This window comes from Clostridium sp. AM34-9AC, from assembly GCF_003480225.1.
In the GTDB taxonomy this organism is placed as follows: domain Bacteria; phylum Bacillota; class Clostridia; order Lachnospirales; family Lachnospiraceae; genus Acetatifactor; species Acetatifactor acetigignens.
This window is the reverse complement of sequence record NZ_QUIU01000006.1, coordinates 138,690-154,627: the sequence shown is the minus strand read 5'-3', so window position 1 is coordinate 154,627 and position 15,938 is coordinate 138,690. Positions and strand designations below refer to the sequence as shown.

The following is a 15,938-nucleotide window of genomic DNA, read 5'->3' as shown; positions in this document are numbered from 1 at the left end:
TTTGCAAACCGGTTATTTGTTACTTAACAGGAATGCTCCTTTACTACAACTTCCGATTGAGATTTCACCTGTTTTAAGGAATTTAATAATTGTTATATTTTGTTATCAAATTTCTCACAAGCTATTGAAAACACTAAGTTTGTGACAGGTGAGTTTGCCCTTATATGTTCATAAGGGAAAAAGCAAGGGCACAAGATGTCCGGTGGACATCTGCTCTGTGCCGACCGAAGCGGCAGCGGAGACCAACAAATCATATAACACAGTATAACACAAAATGAAACTGACATTAAATAAACTTAAGACCGAATTTCATCAAATATGAATTTCGGTCTTTTTACTCAGTTCTACTTCCGGTTCCAAAGCTTCAGCAATTGTTCGCGGATCGGTGCATAATGCTCCCCCATAAGTCCGAAATCCATGTCCTTATAAGTCCAGACAGCACAGCCGATACCGAACTGCCGGAATACGGTATCCACATCCGTGAACCAGCGCAGGGTATCTTCTACAGGAGCCTGATCAATAACACCGAATTCTCCACAGTACAAAGTCACTCCGGCATTTTTCGCAGCAGTAACCGCTTCCATTACCATTTCCGTGATAAATTCGGTTCCCATAGTCTGTGACTGTGCCTTGCAGACTACTTCTCCCTGATATCCGATGGGCAGCGACTTTGTACGATAATAGTCCATTGCTTCCGGATAATAGATATCTTCGGTCTGGCTAATGGTCGGTACCCAGTGTGCTTTCTGATGGGTAAACAGCAACGGCTCATAGAAATGGAACGTGAACAATATATTTTCATCCTTGGGCTTCTCTAACAGCTTCAATGTCTTCACACTGTTCCATTGAATTCCGCCGTATATAATAATGGTGTCTCTGGCTATTCGGCGAATAGCGTCCACCGTTTCCGCAATGAGCAGATTCCACGCTTCCGCATTTTCCTGCTCTACCACTTCATTCAGCAGTTCAAATGCAACATGTGTCTCGTTCGCATAATGCTCTGCAATCTTGATCCACAGATTTACAAAACGCTTCTGCACCATTTTATTTGTAAACAGAATATTCTTTTTCTGATCCCCGGCATTATTAAAATCATAGCCATACGCTTTATGCAGATCCAGTACAATATTCAATCCCTGCCGTTTACACCATTCCACCACTCTGGTCACGTAGGCAAAGCCCTCTTCTCTGGTTCTGCCATATTCATCTTCCAGTACTTCATAATCAATTGCCAGACGTACATGGTCAAATCCCATAGAAGCAATCTTACGAATGTCTTCCTCCTGAATAAATGCATCGTAATGTTCTGTGCTATGCACACACTGAGATAAATAACCTCCTAAATTAATACCTCTCTCTAATTTCATGCTCTTGTCCTCCTGATCCTTTGCAACGGAAAAGTTATAATCCTGCAGTTCTTCTTTTCTCTATCATATAATTTGAAACAAATTTCATATATCGTTTCTATATTATTTTTGTCGTTTTTATGCTATATTATTTATAGCATCAGCGTGCCACTATCTTCACTCCACAAGAGAAAGAATCGCAAAGCGGTTTTGAAAAGCATTTTCATAATTTCAGAAAGGTGTCCATATGAACATTCCTCAGGAACTTCTCTATCAACAATATGTCCGCAGAGAATTAGAGACTTATCGTGCCCCTTATGATCCGGAGCTGGAATTCTACAGCTATGTCAGGCAGGGAAATACCGAAAAAGTAAAAGAATTATGCCGTGAATCTTTTCAGGAAAAGAAAGGCCTGGGTATCCTCTCGGATTCTCCTCTGCAAAATCTGAAATACCACTTTGCCATCACCGCTGCTATACTGGCAAGATACTGCATCGAAGGAGGTATGCAAGTCACAGAGGCTTATGATCTCAGCGACTACTACATTCATAAGGCGGATCTAATGAAATCAAAAAAAGAAATTTCCGCCCTGCACCAGCAGATGTGTCTGGATTACACTACTCGTATGGAAAAAATGCATAGAAATCATGCCTGCTCCCGTCCGGTTGCCCAGTGTCTGGAATATATCTATGATCATTTACATAATCGTATCACTGTCCCGACGCTCGCCGCTCATGCCGGCATATCTCCCGGTTATTTAAGTCACCTGTTCGCAAAAGAGATGGGAATTTCTGTCAGTTCCTATATACAGAGCAAAAAAATAGAGACCGCTCAGAATATGCTTTGCCATTCCGATTATGCGATCTCTGTAATTTCTACTACCCTGGCGTTTCCCAGTCAAAGTTATTTCACCTCTGTATTTCGGGAAAAGACCGGGAAAACACCAATGCAGTATCGTGCAGAACACTTCCGCACTTCCGGCATCCAATAAATTGCTGATCTGAATAAGATTAGTAATCTCAGGATATACCTGCCCCGATTTCCATTTTGCCACAGCTTGCCTTGATACTGATAATTTTTCTGCCAGTTCTTCTAGCGTTAACCCTCTATTTTTACGAATCAACTGTAGTTTTTCCGAAAAATCATTCTTGACCACCTCCAGAATCATCGTGCACCAACGGGGAATCTAATCCAATATATTGCAAGTTGCAATTATGCTACTTATATTATACATAAACACCATCTTAACGTCTTAATTTTCGAATATTCGGATTGACATTTCTTCTACCATATTATATTATCTATTCATAAAAGAAATGGGTTTTGTGCCAAGTAAAGCCTTATGGCTCCAACGGGGTGCTCGTTTCTTTTTTTATATCCAGAATATCATACAAATACATTTTTCCATCATTTGCATGCCTTATTATCAAAGATGCATGAAATACGTTATATCTTTCAATATCTTCATTATCACCATATACCGGTAATGCAAAATAAGTATCATATCTATACCAGCCATTCCTTGCATTCCAATTATGTTTCCCCTTATTATTTTCTCTAAAATATCTGCCTGTTGAAATTTCTATCATTTCAGGAATTCCCTGTGTTGCATTCGCTTTAGCCTTTGCAACTGCTCCATTCAGCCTTTTGGTATATACTGATCCCGAATATTCACTTGGCAGATCAGATCCGATATATATAACATCACCGGTAGACGCCACCTTATAAAAATCGCCGACATATTCTTTCAAATATGCCCTCACTTCCTTCCAATCGATGGAACGTTTTCCTTTAAACCGGATATCATTAATCACCACAATACTATTCCCATCAATATCCTGAACAACCGAAACATTCCTCTGTTGTGACTGGTTACTATCGTTGATTTGTTTACAAACATCAAAAAGTGCTAGGTAACTGATGATTCTTCGTCTACTCTGTGTATCAGATTGCCGAAACAGTTCAATCATATAATTTTCTTCTGACACATAATCGTTGGTTGCGGTCTGTTCTTCATTTTCTTCTACACAAAGCAATTCCACAAGCGTCATATCTAGTGCCTTGCATATAGACACCAGTTTATCCGCCTGTGGATTGATTTGTTTCTTTCGCCAGTCACTGATCGTACTGGTTGCGATACCTGTTCTTCTGGACAGTTCCGTCTGGCTCATATGTAATTCTTCAAGTCTTGCAAATATTTTCTCATATATCTTCATGGCGCAATATCCTTTTCCCAACCTTCCCGTTTCCGATTTTTCGGATATTGTATCATGAATAATCTCTTTTATCAATACTCTAACAGTACTATAGATCCTGAGTTATTGTTCTATTTGCTCTCCGACAAATAGGAAGTTATTAGTGCTTATCTTTTAGAAAACAGCCAGCTACAGCGACGCCAAATCCAAGAAAACCTAGGACATATCCAAAGAAATTATTTGTTGTCACAGCAATTCCTAAAAGTATTGTTGAAATCCCCAATAACTCAATCTTAATTCCTTTCATAGCAAATACCTCCGTTACAAATTTGAATTTATGTCAATGCGAACTCAATCTCATCAAGTTTATTTGTTATTGCGTTCTTTCTCCCTGTCGCCTTAAAGCCTATTCGACGATAGAGTCTCTCAGCATTTATATTATTCTCAAGAATCCACAGCGTAGGGGTATCCGTACATTGGCCTACTGCGTATAGTAACAATTTCGTTCCATAACCCATGTTTTGCATATCTGGAAGAATATAAAGATCCTCTATTAAACCCTTTGTTACAGAAACAACCCCTATTGATTTTTCTTCTACAAGCATATAGAGCTTTGTTCCGTTGTTCATCTTGTTTCTCAAATACTCCCGTTGCCGATCTGGCGTGTGTGTTTCTATGAAATCAGGAGTACAAAATGCACGATGCGATTCCTTCCAGGATATTGAATGGATGGTTGCGGCTTGAAGAAGATTTGTTTCATCTACAGGTACTATCATACTTACCTCCACAAATACCGATTTGTTGATTTCTGTGATACCTTCTAATTAGAAAAAATCAAACCGAAGCTGTCTGTCAATCCAGTTCTTCTGCTCCGCTTCATGTATAACATCTCCCGACATACTTTCACCGATCAGAAACGGAGATTTGGGATTATGTTTTTTCCTGTTTTCTTTCACTAAGTTTACATCTGCATTGGCATAACAATATTTGCATAAATGTCCACATGTATCATATGCGCCTATGTCCACGCCAAGCACGCAGGCGCAGGCACCGTTCCTTTGATTGATCTTTCTCTTCGGAATCTCTAATCTGTTATGAAGTGCCTTTTCAAAAGTAGCCACCGTCATACATCCGGAGCAATCCGCACCATACGCGGCCAGATCATTACCCTCAGCACAAGGTCTTACCGTCATTCCGTATTTTGCAGCAATCTCTATCAATGCCTTACCGATTGTAATTCTATCCCGACGGCTTACCGCTTTCGCTTCCGGGAAATTCCGTTCCACTTTTTTATAAATATCTATAAAGCTGATTACACAAGTTTCGGTATACCCATGCAGTACCGCCGCCATTTTTTCAAACTCAGATATATGCCATTCTACCGTATGCGTGGCATCTACCAGGATTGGATCATATCGCCAACCGATGCTGTCCACGCCTACGATATCCGATAATATTTTAAAGTGATCCATTACCGTTCCCGTATCCGGAACATTTGGCTCAATGTCTCGTCCATATGGCGTGATCGTGACAAACCAGTACTGCCCATACGGTGTTAATTGCTCCATAAAAGGAAGCATTGGCGCCGGATTCTTCGTGCAAAATGCAATCAGATCCACAACCTCAGGCGAGAGACTGTACTTTGTTACCTGTGTAGGATTATAGGGATTCCTCACTAACACAAAGCCTTCCTGTATTCTGTTCATCAGCCATTCCGAATAAAATGCCGGAATATCTGTTCTCATCCCTGTCTGAATAATCATTGCCACATCACCAAAAGTCCTACCGGCAAAGCAATCACCGCCTGGCTGAACATTCCTATCACTGCATATTTAATATGATGCCAATAATCATGGTAAGCATCCACCAAATCCTCAGTTCCCGGAATTATCATCTTCTTACTATGGCAAAACCACAGACAATCCACTACTAACGCATCAAACCAGATCTCAGCTACCCACATAATATATCCGTGAAACCATCCTTCAAAGAACGTGCGTGCACCGCCGATATAGTACGCCAATACCGTCTGCAAAAATATGTATCCGATAAAAAGTCCCAGTTTTCCTATCGTTGCTTTCTTTGTAAGTTTCGCGGAGCTTTCCTGAATCAATCCAAGCTCTCTGCATCGGTCCTGTATCGCCTTTGGGTATTCCTGTATCATGCCAAGCTTCCCCTTCTTTGCCATAATGATGCCGCTAATTGTAAAAATGACGACATTAAAAATAACGATTTCTAATAAGTAATTCATTTTGCCCCCTTATGGCACGATTAACTTAACAACTTCCTATATTCTCCAATTCTTCCAGCGCTTCCATATTTTTCTGCAGATCATCCCTTGCCGTTGCATAATATGATTTTTGAAAAAGCATATCCCACGACAAATAATCTGCCATACAATCAAACTGCTTTCTGATCAGTTCATACTGTATATTATCTACGGGAGAACCTCCTACAACGATCAGTCCTGTCTTTTTCCCTTTCAACTGCATTCCGCGGCAATAACATTTATCTATAACCTGCTTTAACTGGGCAGACATTCCCCACCAATATACCGGTGTGGCAAATACTATCATATCTGCCGATACGATCTGATCGATTGTGGCATTTGTGTCATCCTTATCTACACAGCCTTTATAGCATTGACAAGCACCACATCCTTTGCACGGAGCTATATGTAACTGATCCGGTTGAATGATTTCTATATCATTCCCTGCAGCTGCTCCCTTCTGAAACGCATCAATCGCCGTTAAAACATTTCCTTTTCTGGCACTGCCATTGATTATTACAATTTTCATAAATAACACCTCCCGTATAGTATCTTTTATTTAGGCCCAGAAATTTAACGCTTTAGATCCGGGTTTCATTATTATTTTGGGATTCCATTATTATTTCACTAGTTTACACTATTTTTCATTATCTGTTAATCTCATATACAAATGGAATTTTTATTGCTTACAAACAGACATTATCTTGCATATAAAATCTGTAAATCTCCGTCAACAAATCCAATGCCTATTGCTTGATATTCTTTTAATTTTCCAGCATATTTTCCAGAAGAAAGGTATTCATTCACTAAACTAATAAAAAAAGTTTCCACTAATTCCCAATCACTTTCACACTCTATCACGAAAGGTTGATCTCTTGTAGTAAAGACTTCATCACAAGCCCAATCATCATTATCCTTATCGAATGAAAATGTGCCGACCAATTCAACAGACCATTTATTATCTGTATCTTCATATAAATTAAAGTTAATTGCTTTTATTTCACTATTCAATTCATTCTTCAAAATTAAATCTAACCATTCAAAGAAATCTTTGGTTTTATTCAGTTTTAACCTATCAAGTAATCCCATAACTTCACCCTCCACAAACTTCGATTTTTCATTCTCTGCGACTTCCCAATAAACGGGAAGTTGTCAAACAGCGTTCGTTGTTTCGCTTTGTGGCATTTTTACACACTGCTGAATCACACCTGTAACATACGTAATGGAATCGGTGCAGTCGTTCTTGAGCCATTCTGAGATAATTGCCATTAGTCCCCGAATATAAAAGGCCATGATATAAGGTCGATCTTGCTGTAGTACACCGTAGCGGTCGAGAATCGGCGTAAACACATGACGGAACATCCTATCATAGCTTTTATCCATCCCCAACACCGCCGCATTTTCTGTTGCTGTGCGGAACAGTCGCTTGTTATTCTTAATGTAGCTGAGGTAAGGTGTTAAATAATCCGGCGTAATTAGATATAATTCATCCCTCGGACAATTCCGCAGCTTTGTAGAAAAGGCATCCGAATCTTTCTCCATAGAAGCAAGAAATTGCTTGTTCATACGACCGACACTCTCCGAGAGCAGGTCTGACATCGTTTCATAATGCAGATAGAAGGTGGAACGATTGACCCCTGCTACTTCACAGATTTCTTTGATTGTAATATACTCAAAATCCTTTTTTGCCAGAAGGGTCAGAAAGGCTTCGTCCATTCTGGCTGCGGTAGCAAAATATCTGCTTTCCGATCTATTCAATCGTTCTCACCTTCTTTCGTGTTGTTGTTTACATCTCGCTGATTTCTTTTGCCAGTTCCATGATTTCAAAAGCGTATTTCTGCTTGCCCTGTGCCAGCAATTTTTTGTAGATGGGGTAATTAACGCCCATGCCCAGTAGCCCAATAATGCCGACAATCACGCCGAGGACAAACATAGTGGTGCTACCGCTGCCGATGACCTTCATGGAAAGGCACATTCCAACACCGGCTACCAGCGCAGTGATAATGCCGAAGGTATAGGTAAAAACGGTTGCGGGAAGCTTGGCTTTTGCATCCAGCTTGCGAAGAGCGATCACCTTGGAGGTGTCCTTGAGTGCATATTCGTTTGCGAGTTGTTCTGCATAGATTTTATCTGTATTCATGGCTTGTTGCCTCCTTCATTTGATGGTTTTATTCTACCAGCAAAGAACGGGCAACGGAACAACACTGATGGCAGTTTGTGTTGGGTTCAAGAATTGTGCAAATTACGATTTGTTGATTTCTTATAAAATATCATACTTCACTCTCCATTACAATAATTGTACTATTTTCCACCTTTTCTACACCATAGCAACATGCTTCCTTGTAGCCCACATATAAATCAATAATCATAAAAAGTCTCATACTACACCTTTACTTCAACAACTTTTGTACATATCATGAATCCTTAAATAATTCATGCTGCATCCCCGGAATACCGAATGCCAGACAGTTCTGCTCGTGTACGCCAGTACATACGTATGTATTGGCTATCACTTATGTTGTTGTATAGCTTATTCCATCAAATCCCCCCTTTCCATGGCATAAAAAAAGCAACCGGAACATCTCTGTTTCGATTGCCATGATAATCTTACCACAACCACAATAAAAATAAAAATGACTATATATTAGTTTTTTACTAGTTTTATACGTAAATTTGTTAGTTCCTCGTTAGTACGCTGTTAGTCTATCGTTAGCCTATGGTCAGTTCAAAGATCAGTTTTTACACTCAAAGCGGAACGTACATTCTTCTCTAAAACTATTTTTCAACAAGGCAATTACTAATAAGTTTTTCCAGCATATCGTTGCTGGCATTTGCCGATCTGACACTGGCGGCTATCATCTCTTCTTTTGAAACATCGGTAAAATCAATTTCAAATCTACCATTGTTCAAGCATAACTGCTCAATGTATATTCTCTGAGTCCTTCCATTACCTTCTCTAAACGGATGGATCATATTAATCTCACCCAGGTAATAGGCTAGTCTCTCGCTCATTTCTTCCTTATCGGTTATGTCAGCTAAGAAATTTTCCTTTTTCAGCTTACGATACAAATCATCAAACTGGCTTTCGATAAACTGCACCAAACAGAAAACGGTTCCTTTGGAAATATCAACCGTTCTCGTCTTGCCCGCCCAAGAGTATACATCACTGAATAAATGCCTATGTTATAGAACAAAGATGCTTAAAAGAGAAATCTCCAGTAACGCCTTGACCTACAAGTTCTGCCTGACGCACCGCTGAATAATCTCTTTCAGCCTCATGCAATGTATCTAAATCTCTTATATCCAGTTTATTCTTTAATACATTTGTTCCCGGATAACAGTACTTGGCATCCTGTTCATCCTCATAGAAATAATCATACTCTTGATCCTTCAACCTGCTTCTTGGATACTCTGTATTTCTTATTTAATTCTGAAATTGCATCTGTAGCAGAAACTTTCTTGGTTAAGACATTTCTTACTCTTTGACGACATTCTGCATCAAATGGCATGCTTTCCATTTTGAAACTGGATTCAATACTGCTTACTCTTCTATCAACTATCATACGCGTATCCTTTCCCCTTTCCCTTTCACAGAAAGGTATTTGTTCTTCTATAGTATACCACAAAACGCTACATCTATACTACAAATTTCCGTATTATGAAGAGCGAACATAGTTTGCAAGCTTATCACCAAACACGTTCGAGCCCTTGTAAATCAAGCATTTCCGCCACTTTCAGCCACTTACTTTTCATCCACCACCTGAAAAATATAGAACTTCATATGTGAGGGCTGAAAAGCCTGTATTTAAAGGATTTTCAAGCCCACTCTATAACTTACTACACCATTTTTACACCATTTCTGCTATGATAGACATCTCCTCTTTGAGTGTTTCATCCAGTACATGACAGTACAAGTCCATTGTCATTTGTAACGAATTATGACCGAGTAATTTCTGCAAAGTCTTTGGACGCATACCCTTTGCAATACAATTTGTTGCAAAAGTATGTCTTAAACAATGTGGTGTAAATCTCTCAAATTTTTCTGTCGGGTTTTGAGCATTGATACGGTCAACTATATATTCAATTGAACTTCGGATATTGCTTTCATGGATAGGGCGGTTTGTCTTACTTGTAAACACCAAATCCTCAAATCCCTGTTGTGGTTGAAATCTTGTTGTCACATCCTCATGCCATATTCTTTGCTCCTGCAATACTTCCTTTACCTGCTTTGCTTTTTGGTGGATGAAATTCGTATATCGCTTTTCCGTTGTTTGGCAAATAGCACAGTGTTTTCTTGTATTATCATAGCCTTGCAACTATTGAGCCAAAAGAAGCAGGAACCGCCCCGACCAAAGTTTGGTTTCCTGCCTCAACCCTCAACGCACCGGCAATGCCCGTGTGTTTAAAGCAAGACTATGATAACTCTTTACGTCGAAGAAAACAATCCTATAACTCCAGATTTTTATAATAATGTAATCGCAAATCTCCAGTTTCATCGGCTCAGATGCTCCTGCGGTCAGGCAGGATGCCTGTCTGTTCATGCTTATTATCACCGCCACATCAAAGTGCCGGGTGACAGGCTGGGATTCCGTATCTGCAGAGTTCGTTGTGCATCTTGCGGAAAGACTCATGCTTTACTGCTTGAGTTGGCTATTATCTTCGATTTCTTTGCTCTGCTTTACGGCATATGGATTTACCTGCCCAACGCTGATTCCGTTTGAAATCATCCATGCAGCCAATGCAAACCAGTAGTGACCTGTTGGTTCAAGACCAAGTACTATCTGTTTTTTATCGCGTTTTGCCGCAAGTGCCATCACCCATGCCTTGGCATTCTCAAAACCTTCTGAAGTATTGCTGAATTCAAATGCTCCTCGACTTAACTCCCTTCCTCGGACATCAATTGCCCTGATATAATGAGTCTCACTGCCTATATCGCATCCTACTATAAGCATGTCATCCGTAATGAAAGAGAGTTTATCGTTCTTGGCAAATTTACCGTTTGCTTCCAATTCTCGCCATGTATAGGATCTCAGTTCTTTTTCTACCACCTCTATTTTCTTGTCCAGTTCTTCTTTTGACAAAAGATTAATTGCCTGATTTTCTACATTTACTTTTTTTGTTCTTCTTGATTTAACATTCATCTTGAATACCTCTTGTGTTTTTAGATTTTACTAACTGGCCGGTCAGTAATAATCTAAATTTACTTGAGGTATTCTTTTGGGGCAATTCCCTTTACTCTTTAAAGTATACAGGAAGCTTCCTATAATTTCCTTTCCTTTTCAGCTCTCCTGACAGGATAGGGGATTCCCTTTCCAGAAGCTCATATAGTTCCTTATCCCGGTAATTGGCAAGCCCATCATCATACAGTGCATCGAAATCATACCCATCCCTACGGAAATTTGCAAAGTCCGAAAACCACTGTGCGCTGATAAAAGCGGCTTTTTTCCAAAGAATTTTCCATAGGCGCACCCGCTTTCCCTGATAACAGGTCCCTTCCATTCCCATACGCCCGGTTCCTCCGAAAACCAGGCTTTCGGAACCGTGTGTTCTTCTATGGAAAAGTCCTGAATTTCATTCGCAAAAAGAGGGAGAAAGCCCAATGCCTGAACCGCTTCCTTCAAATCTTCTTTTGTGTAAATTGTAAAATCAAGCCCGCCCATAGTTTTAGAAATCGACCTTGTCCGGATGCAGGCCGGAGCCTCCGCAGTATTCCATCCCGTTTATTGCTTCCATATCCTCGTTTGTAATCTCAAAATCAAACACATCCGCATTTTCGATGATTCGGGACGGAGTCACAGACTTTGGAAGCGGCAGGATGCCGTTTTGCAGGCACCAGCGGATACAAAGCTGTGCTGCAGATTTGCCATATTTCGCAGCAATACTTTTCAGCATCTCATTGCTTAACATCCGCCCTGTTCCAAGAGGGCTCCATGCCTCAACAATGATGTTATGATCTTTGCAGTAAGAAACCGTTTCCTCCTGCATCTGTCCCGGATGGAATTCAATCTGGTTTACCATCGGCTGAACTTCCGTTTCCATAAGCGCCTTTAAATGATGCGGCAAGAAATTACATACGCCGATTGCCTTAATTCGTCCCGCTTTATATAGCTCTGTCATGGCTCTCCACGTTTCAAGATTGATCTGTTCCCAATCCTCAAACTGTGTGGAAGAAGCCGGCCAGTGGATCAAATACAAATCCAGATAATCCAGTTCAAGGTCAGCCATCGTTTTTTCAAAAGCAACCATCGTTTTCCCGTAACCTCTGTCGGAATTCCAAACCTTGCCTGTAACAAAAAGACGGCTTCGTTCCACACCGGAAACTTTAATCCCTTTTCCAACACTGGTTTCGTTTCCATAGCAGGCCGCCGTATCAATATGACAGTATCCTGCCCTGATTGCTTCGCTGACTGCTTTTATGGCTGTGTCCCCGTCTGGCGTCTGCCATGTGCCAAAACCCACACAGGGTATCTCATACCCATTATTCAGCTTAAATGTGTCTGTCATTTTTTTCATTTCAATATTTTCCTATTTTTTTTCAAATTTTTCGGCTGCTTCACACATCAGTTCCGCTATCGGAAGGTGCTGCGGAGTTTCCTCCTTCGATGATTGATCCGAAATCGTTCCATTCTGTTTGGATATTATTCTCCTTTTGAATATGAATCTAATTTTTTACCAATTTATATGCCCGGAAACTTTTAATGGTTTCCCACCGTATATGTAATCATTGGATACATGTTTATAAATCATTTTAGGATTCTCAGAGCAGTGATCCAACAATCGAATTACTGTATTTCCCTTCCATTCAACTCGTACCTTGAACTGAAAACAAGGAATAGAATTTATATTTCGGTAAACATTCTCTTCGGTAATATAACTTTCCAACGGATATTTAAATTGAATCTCCTGTCCTGCCTCTGCATTCTGAATGACCACATAGTTTCCTTCTATTTTAAATAGTATCTCCGCACCTTCAGAAAATATCTGTAATTTTGTTTTTTCCCAATATTCTGGAATACGCACCCGTATTTTCTGCGTACATTTTTTAGGAATAACTACAAATTTTCCTTCAAACGGTTCATAACTAATCAACTCCGCATACTCATTTTCAAATGAATAATGAAAATTAACATCAAAGCCCTGAATGGTAGGATGAATCATTTTTTCTGCTACCAAATGGAAACTTCGCATTGCATGACCAGAACAGCACAGCATCAAAGAGGCCGGAACAAAACGATGTTCAGAAAAATCTGTCCACAGGAAGCCTCCTTCACTCTTATCGAGCACATCATCACCATAATAGTCATATGGTAAGGTATCTAATGTATCTGAATAATTTCCGAAAACCCAGCGGAATTCCTCGCCTGTAATCCTTCCTTCATGGGCTAGTTCACGATGCCACTCACTTTTTGTCAGGAATTGTGCTTCTTTTGTCTGATTTCTGACATAACGATCAATCTGCTCATAATATGAGGCATCCACTGTTTCTGCAAGGTGAATTGCACTGTATATCAATTCCATATTGCTGCACGCCGGCTCTGTACATGGTGTTGAACCATATCTCGTTACATAAGAGGACAATCGATCATGTATTTGCTTTCCTCTTGCAAATAACGAAGCGTCCTGCGTAAGCCTTGCAGCTCGTAAAACCCCACTCAATATTGAGATACCAGATCGATACAACTGATTTCCAACAACATCTCCATTCTCATCAAAAAAACCAGTTGATAAGTCTGTACAGTAATAAGCAAGCCCCACACCAAGCGTCCTTGCATTTTCATCTCCAAACAGTTCATCAAATTTGAGTAAAGGATCTATGATTTCTCCCAAGGCAATCGCTCCCATTCCGATATCACGAATAACCTCAGGGGCAAACATCCGCTGATTTCCAAATTGATGGGACATATGGAATAAAGTATCGACCATTTTTTTCATGATATGAACCAATCGCTCATCTTGTTCTTCCATATACCAATATAAAAGTGCATGTAAAGCTCTCGACTGCTCCCACAGGCACATTTTATAAGACTGGCTCCATGGGGAAGAACTGCTGTGAATCAGGAAATCCAACGGTGATATCTGACGTAAAAACAGTTCACGTTGCCTTTTTTCTATTTCTAATCCCTCCTGACTTCCACAGAGATCGCGAGCACATATTTCTCCATAAATCGCATAGGGCAATACCTCACTCCAATCTAGGCGATGATGAACAAAATGCGGTTTTTTCTCTCCAAGTGTTACTCCTACATAAGGAACATAATCATGATCCGCATCATAATTGAGTGTCATATGCCGCAAACATGGTTCTGCTGCATCTGCAAAATTCAGGCTTTTAGGTCTTCTGTTTATTTCCATTCATTTCCTTCTTTCTAAACATATCAAAAATAATTTTGCAGCTTATACTGTTCAAAGCTTCCAAAATGATATAATCAGCCTTTGATACCTGTCATTGCTATTCCTTCTATAATATATTTCTGCGCAGATAAATACACCAGTACAACTGGCAATATTACGATACTGCACGCTGCCATAAGCACCGGCCAATCCGTAAAATATAATCCTTTAAACGTATTCAGCATCAAGGGAAGGGTAAACTTCTCCTGTGAATTTAAAAATAACATAGGATACAAAAAACTGTTCCAATTCTGCAAAAACGAAAAGATAAACAGAGAACTCAGCGCAGGTTTAATCAAAGGAAGAGTCAATTTGAAAAAGATTCCAGGATATGAACATCCATCTATTTTTCCAGCCTCCATAATTGAATCCGGCAAGCCCATAATAAACTGTCTAAGCATAAATATACCAAAAGGGTAACAGAATGCCGTCGGAAGAATCAGACCCAGATGAGTATCTATCAAACCTACTTTTTGAAACATCTGGAACAGTGGAATCATAATTACCTGTTCGGGAATCATCATCGTTGCAAGCACTAAAAGGAAAATCAGTTCACGGAATTTAAATTGCAACTTTGCAAACGCAAAGGCAGCCATTGAAGCTGTTAAAAGTTGAATCACCACTACAGTCAATACAATTTTTATGCTATTCACAAATGCCTGTCCAAACGGAAGTAATTCCCAAACCTTTCCAAAATTGGAAACCACCAATGGATTCGGGAAAATTTTGGGTGGATACTCATATACCGCATAGGTATCTTTAAATGCAGTTGCTATCATCCAATAAAACGGGAATATCATTATAATACAAATTGTAATAAGTATTATATGTTTTATAATCGAAAACACTTTTTTACTTTTAGCTTTCATAGTTCACCCACCTTTTTGAAACAACATTTTGGAATACTGTCATTCCAAGCAATGCCATGAAAAATATAACTGCCGCAGTACAACTTTGGCCCATTTTAAATAATTTGAACCCGTAATCATAAATGTGCATTACAAACACATAGCTCGCCTTTGCTGGTCCTCCTTCTGTCATTACATATGCCAAATCAAACACTTTAAAACTTGCAATCATTGTCATAATAAATGTAAAGAATATGGTGGGAGACATCATCGGAAGTGTAATTCGAATAAATCTTGTCCACGCACTTGCGCCATCAACCATGGCTGCCTCATAATATACACGTGACACTCCTTCCAGTCCAGCAATATAAATGACAACATTATATCCAAGATTGCACCAGATTCCTATTAATCCAATTGTTAACATTACAGTTTTTGTATCTCCGAGAAGATTGACCCGTCCAAGTTTAATACATTCCAAAAAATAATTCAGGATTCCACAATTTGGTTCCAGAATCCATAACCATATCATTGATACCCCAACTGAGCTTGCAACAATTGGCAAAAAGAAAATCAATCTATATCCGACCTTGCCTTTGATATGCTGAATTGCTGTTGCAATCAGCAATGCAAACACAACATTCCCTGGTATATAAATGAGTGAATATTTCAGTGTATTTACAATAGCTTTATAAAATGCCGGGTCATGAAATTCTGTAATATAATTCTGAATTCCAACAAAAACCGGCTCTGAAATTGCATCCCATTTACAAAAGCTAAAATAGAAAACACAAATAATCGGAATAATGGAAAATAGTAGTAAGCCAATTACCTGCGGTGCAATAAAAATGTATCCCCAGATACCATCGCGTTTTTTTTGCCTCATATT

At 39.6% G+C, this 15,938-nt stretch carries 21 protein-coding genes and 1 pseudogene; 1 reads left to right on the top strand and 21 read right to left on the bottom strand.

What is annotated here, in order from left to right:
- Positions 1–344: 344 nt before the first annotated feature.
- Entirely contained in the window at positions 345–1,367 is a 1,023-nt protein-coding gene (locus DW835_RS05600) for a glycoside hydrolase family 5 protein (protein ID WP_118730811.1), read from the bottom strand.
- Positions 1,368–1,593: 226 nt separating this feature from the next.
- On the opposite strand from DW835_RS05600, the gene DW835_RS05595 reads away from it, so the two are divergent.
- The gene (locus DW835_RS05595) at positions 1,594–2,337 is read left to right on the top strand and encodes an AraC family transcriptional regulator (protein ID WP_118730810.1); all 744 of its coding nucleotides are present in this window, start codon (positions 1,594–1,596) and stop codon (positions 2,335–2,337) included.
- A gap of 36 nt (positions 2,338–2,373) precedes the next feature.
- Here DW835_RS05595 and DW835_RS05590 read toward each other — a convergent pair.
- The 20 genes and pseudogenes from DW835_RS05590 to DW835_RS05505 all read right to left on the bottom strand — a co-directional run.
- Positions 2,374–2,514 (bottom strand): annotated as a pseudogene (locus DW835_RS05590) (helix-turn-helix transcriptional regulator); the annotation flags it as partial.
- Between the two features lie 172 nt (positions 2,515–2,686).
- On the bottom strand, positions 2,687–3,562 hold the full coding sequence (locus tag DW835_RS05585) for a helix-turn-helix transcriptional regulator (protein ID WP_022312918.1): 876 nt from the start codon (positions 3,560–3,562) through the stop codon (positions 2,687–2,689).
- A gap of 139 nt (positions 3,563–3,701) precedes the next feature.
- Entirely contained in the window at positions 3,702–3,848 is a 147-nt protein-coding gene (locus tag DW835_RS17930; RefSeq protein WP_172594827.1) for a hypothetical protein, read from the bottom strand.
- Between the two features lie 28 nt (positions 3,849–3,876).
- Entirely contained in the window at positions 3,877–4,317 is a 441-nt protein-coding gene (locus DW835_RS05580; RefSeq protein WP_118730809.1) for a GNAT family N-acetyltransferase, read from the bottom strand.
- Between the two features lie 48 nt (positions 4,318–4,365).
- Complete coding sequence (locus DW835_RS05575; RefSeq protein WP_117467523.1) at positions 4,366–5,304, bottom strand: DUF1848 domain-containing protein; 939 nt, start codon at positions 5,302–5,304, stop codon at positions 4,366–4,368.
- Complete coding sequence (locus DW835_RS18355) at positions 5,301–5,792, bottom strand: hypothetical protein (protein ID WP_242993752.1); 492 nt, start codon at positions 5,790–5,792, stop codon at positions 5,301–5,303. The genes DW835_RS05575 and DW835_RS18355 overlap by 4 nt, the downstream gene beginning before the upstream one ends.
- Before the next feature lie 25 nt (positions 5,793–5,817).
- Positions 5,818–6,339 (bottom strand): flavodoxin family protein, encoded by a 522-nt coding sequence (locus DW835_RS05565; RefSeq protein WP_117467517.1) that lies wholly within the window; start codon positions 6,337–6,339, stop codon positions 5,818–5,820.
- 170 nt (positions 6,340–6,509) lie between these two features.
- On the bottom strand, positions 6,510–6,899 hold the full coding sequence (locus DW835_RS18350) for a hypothetical protein (RefSeq protein WP_118502967.1): 390 nt from the start codon (positions 6,897–6,899) through the stop codon (positions 6,510–6,512).
- A gap of 63 nt (positions 6,900–6,962) precedes the next feature.
- Positions 6,963–7,526: a TetR/AcrR family transcriptional regulator gene (locus tag DW835_RS05555; protein WP_243037060.1), complete on the bottom strand. Its 564-nt coding sequence runs from the start codon at positions 7,524–7,526 to the stop codon at positions 6,963–6,965.
- A gap of 70 nt (positions 7,527–7,596) precedes the next feature.
- Positions 7,597–7,950 carry a hypothetical protein gene (locus DW835_RS05550; protein WP_013274291.1) on the bottom strand — a complete coding sequence of 118 codons (354 nt, stop codon included), beginning with the start codon at positions 7,948–7,950 and terminating at the stop codon, positions 7,597–7,599.
- Between the two features lie 635 nt (positions 7,951–8,585).
- Positions 8,586–8,936 (bottom strand): Fic family protein, encoded by a 351-nt coding sequence (locus DW835_RS18345; RefSeq protein WP_242993486.1) that lies wholly within the window; start codon positions 8,934–8,936, stop codon positions 8,586–8,588.
- 52 nt (positions 8,937–8,988) lie between these two features.
- On the bottom strand, positions 8,989–9,204 hold the full coding sequence (locus DW835_RS18340; protein WP_242993448.1) for a hypothetical protein: 216 nt from the start codon (positions 9,202–9,204) through the stop codon (positions 8,989–8,991).
- A complete protein-coding gene (locus DW835_RS05540; RefSeq protein WP_117465326.1) occupies positions 9,185–9,373 on the bottom strand; it encodes a hypothetical protein in 189 nt (62 codons plus the stop codon). The genes DW835_RS18340 and DW835_RS05540 overlap by 20 nt, the downstream gene beginning before the upstream one ends.
- Positions 9,374–9,658: 285 nt before the next feature.
- A complete protein-coding gene (locus DW835_RS05535) occupies positions 9,659–10,126 on the bottom strand; it encodes a tyrosine-type recombinase/integrase (RefSeq protein ID WP_117465327.1) in 468 nt (155 codons plus the stop codon).
- A 318-nt stretch (positions 10,127–10,444) separates the two neighbouring features.
- The gene (locus DW835_RS05530) at positions 10,445–10,951 is read right to left on the bottom strand and encodes a transposase (RefSeq protein ID WP_117465328.1); all 507 of its coding nucleotides are present in this window, start codon (positions 10,949–10,951) and stop codon (positions 10,445–10,447) included.
- Between the two features lie 91 nt (positions 10,952–11,042).
- Positions 11,043–11,315: a hypothetical protein gene (locus DW835_RS05525; RefSeq protein WP_117465329.1), complete on the bottom strand. Its 273-nt coding sequence runs from the start codon at positions 11,313–11,315 to the stop codon at positions 11,043–11,045.
- 159 nt (positions 11,316–11,474) lie between these two features.
- On the bottom strand, positions 11,475–12,323 hold the full coding sequence (locus DW835_RS05520) for an aldo/keto reductase (RefSeq protein ID WP_207658880.1): 849 nt from the start codon (positions 12,321–12,323) through the stop codon (positions 11,475–11,477).
- A gap of 156 nt (positions 12,324–12,479) precedes the next feature.
- A complete protein-coding gene (locus tag DW835_RS05515) occupies positions 12,480–14,162 on the bottom strand; it encodes a hypothetical protein (protein WP_118730808.1) in 1,683 nt (560 codons plus the stop codon).
- Positions 14,163–14,236: 74 nt separating this feature from the next.
- Positions 14,237–15,070, bottom strand: a complete 834-nt coding sequence (locus tag DW835_RS05510) for a carbohydrate ABC transporter permease (RefSeq protein ID WP_117568810.1) — start codon at positions 15,068–15,070, stop codon at positions 14,237–14,239.
- A complete protein-coding gene (locus DW835_RS05505; protein ID WP_117465437.1) occupies positions 15,060–15,935 on the bottom strand; it encodes a sugar ABC transporter permease in 876 nt (291 codons plus the stop codon). Before DW835_RS05505 ends, DW835_RS05510 begins: the two co-directional genes overlap by 11 nt.
- Between the last annotated feature and the right edge of the window lie 3 nt (positions 15,936–15,938).

Bases quoted from the DNA above. Each gene is read 5' to 3' on its own strand.
- DW835_RS05595 (WP_118730810.1), top strand. From the start codon at position 1,594: ATGAACATTCCTCAGGAACTTCTCTATCAACAATATGTCCGCAGAGAA.
- DW835_RS18350 (WP_118502967.1), bottom strand. From the start codon at position 6,899: ATGGGATTACTTGATAGGTTAAAACTGAATAAAACCAAAGATTTCTTT.
- DW835_RS05525 (WP_117465329.1), bottom strand. From the start codon at position 11,315: ATGGGAATGGAAGGGACCTGTTATCAGGGAAAGCGGGTGCGCCTATGG.
- DW835_RS18355 (WP_242993752.1), bottom strand. From the start codon at position 5,792: ATGAATTACTTATTAGAAATCGTTATTTTTAATGTCGTCATTTTTACA.
- DW835_RS05580 (WP_118730809.1), bottom strand. From the start codon at position 4,317: ATGATAGTACCTGTAGATGAAACAAATCTTCTTCAAGCCGCAACCATC.
- DW835_RS05550 (WP_013274291.1), bottom strand. From the start codon at position 7,950: ATGAATACAGATAAAATCTATGCAGAACAACTCGCAAACGAATATGCA.
- DW835_RS05555 (WP_243037060.1), bottom strand. From the start codon at position 7,526: ATGGACGAAGCCTTTCTGACCCTTCTGGCAAAAAAGGATTTTGAGTAT.
- DW835_RS05515 (WP_118730808.1), bottom strand. From the start codon at position 14,162: ATGGAAATAAACAGAAGACCTAAAAGCCTGAATTTTGCAGATGCAGCA.
- DW835_RS05530 (WP_117465328.1), bottom strand. From the start codon at position 10,951: ATGAATGTTAAATCAAGAAGAACAAAAAAAGTAAATGTAGAAAATCAG.
- DW835_RS05575 (WP_117467523.1), bottom strand. From the start codon at position 5,304: ATGATTATTCAGACAGGGATGAGAACAGATATTCCGGCATTTTATTCG.
- DW835_RS05510 (WP_117568810.1), bottom strand. From the start codon at position 15,070: ATGAAAGCTAAAAGTAAAAAAGTGTTTTCGATTATAAAACATATAATA.
- DW835_RS05505 (WP_117465437.1), bottom strand. From the start codon at position 15,935: ATGAGGCAAAAAAAACGCGATGGTATCTGGGGATACATTTTTATTGCA.
- DW835_RS05540 (WP_117465326.1), bottom strand. From the start codon at position 9,373: ATGATAGTTGATAGAAGAGTAAGCAGTATTGAATCCAGTTTCAAAATG.
- DW835_RS05520 (WP_207658880.1), bottom strand. From the start codon at position 12,323: ATGAAAAAAATGACAGACACATTTAAGCTGAATAATGGGTATGAGATA.
- DW835_RS17930 (WP_172594827.1), bottom strand. From the start codon at position 3,848: ATGAAAGGAATTAAGATTGAGTTATTGGGGATTTCAACAATACTTTTA.
- DW835_RS05565 (WP_117467517.1), bottom strand. From the start codon at position 6,339: ATGAAAATTGTAATAATCAATGGCAGTGCCAGAAAAGGAAATGTTTTA.
- DW835_RS05585 (WP_022312918.1), bottom strand. From the start codon at position 3,562: ATGAAGATATATGAGAAAATATTTGCAAGACTTGAAGAATTACATATG.
- DW835_RS05600 (WP_118730811.1), bottom strand. From the start codon at position 1,367: ATGAAATTAGAGAGAGGTATTAATTTAGGAGGTTATTTATCTCAGTGT.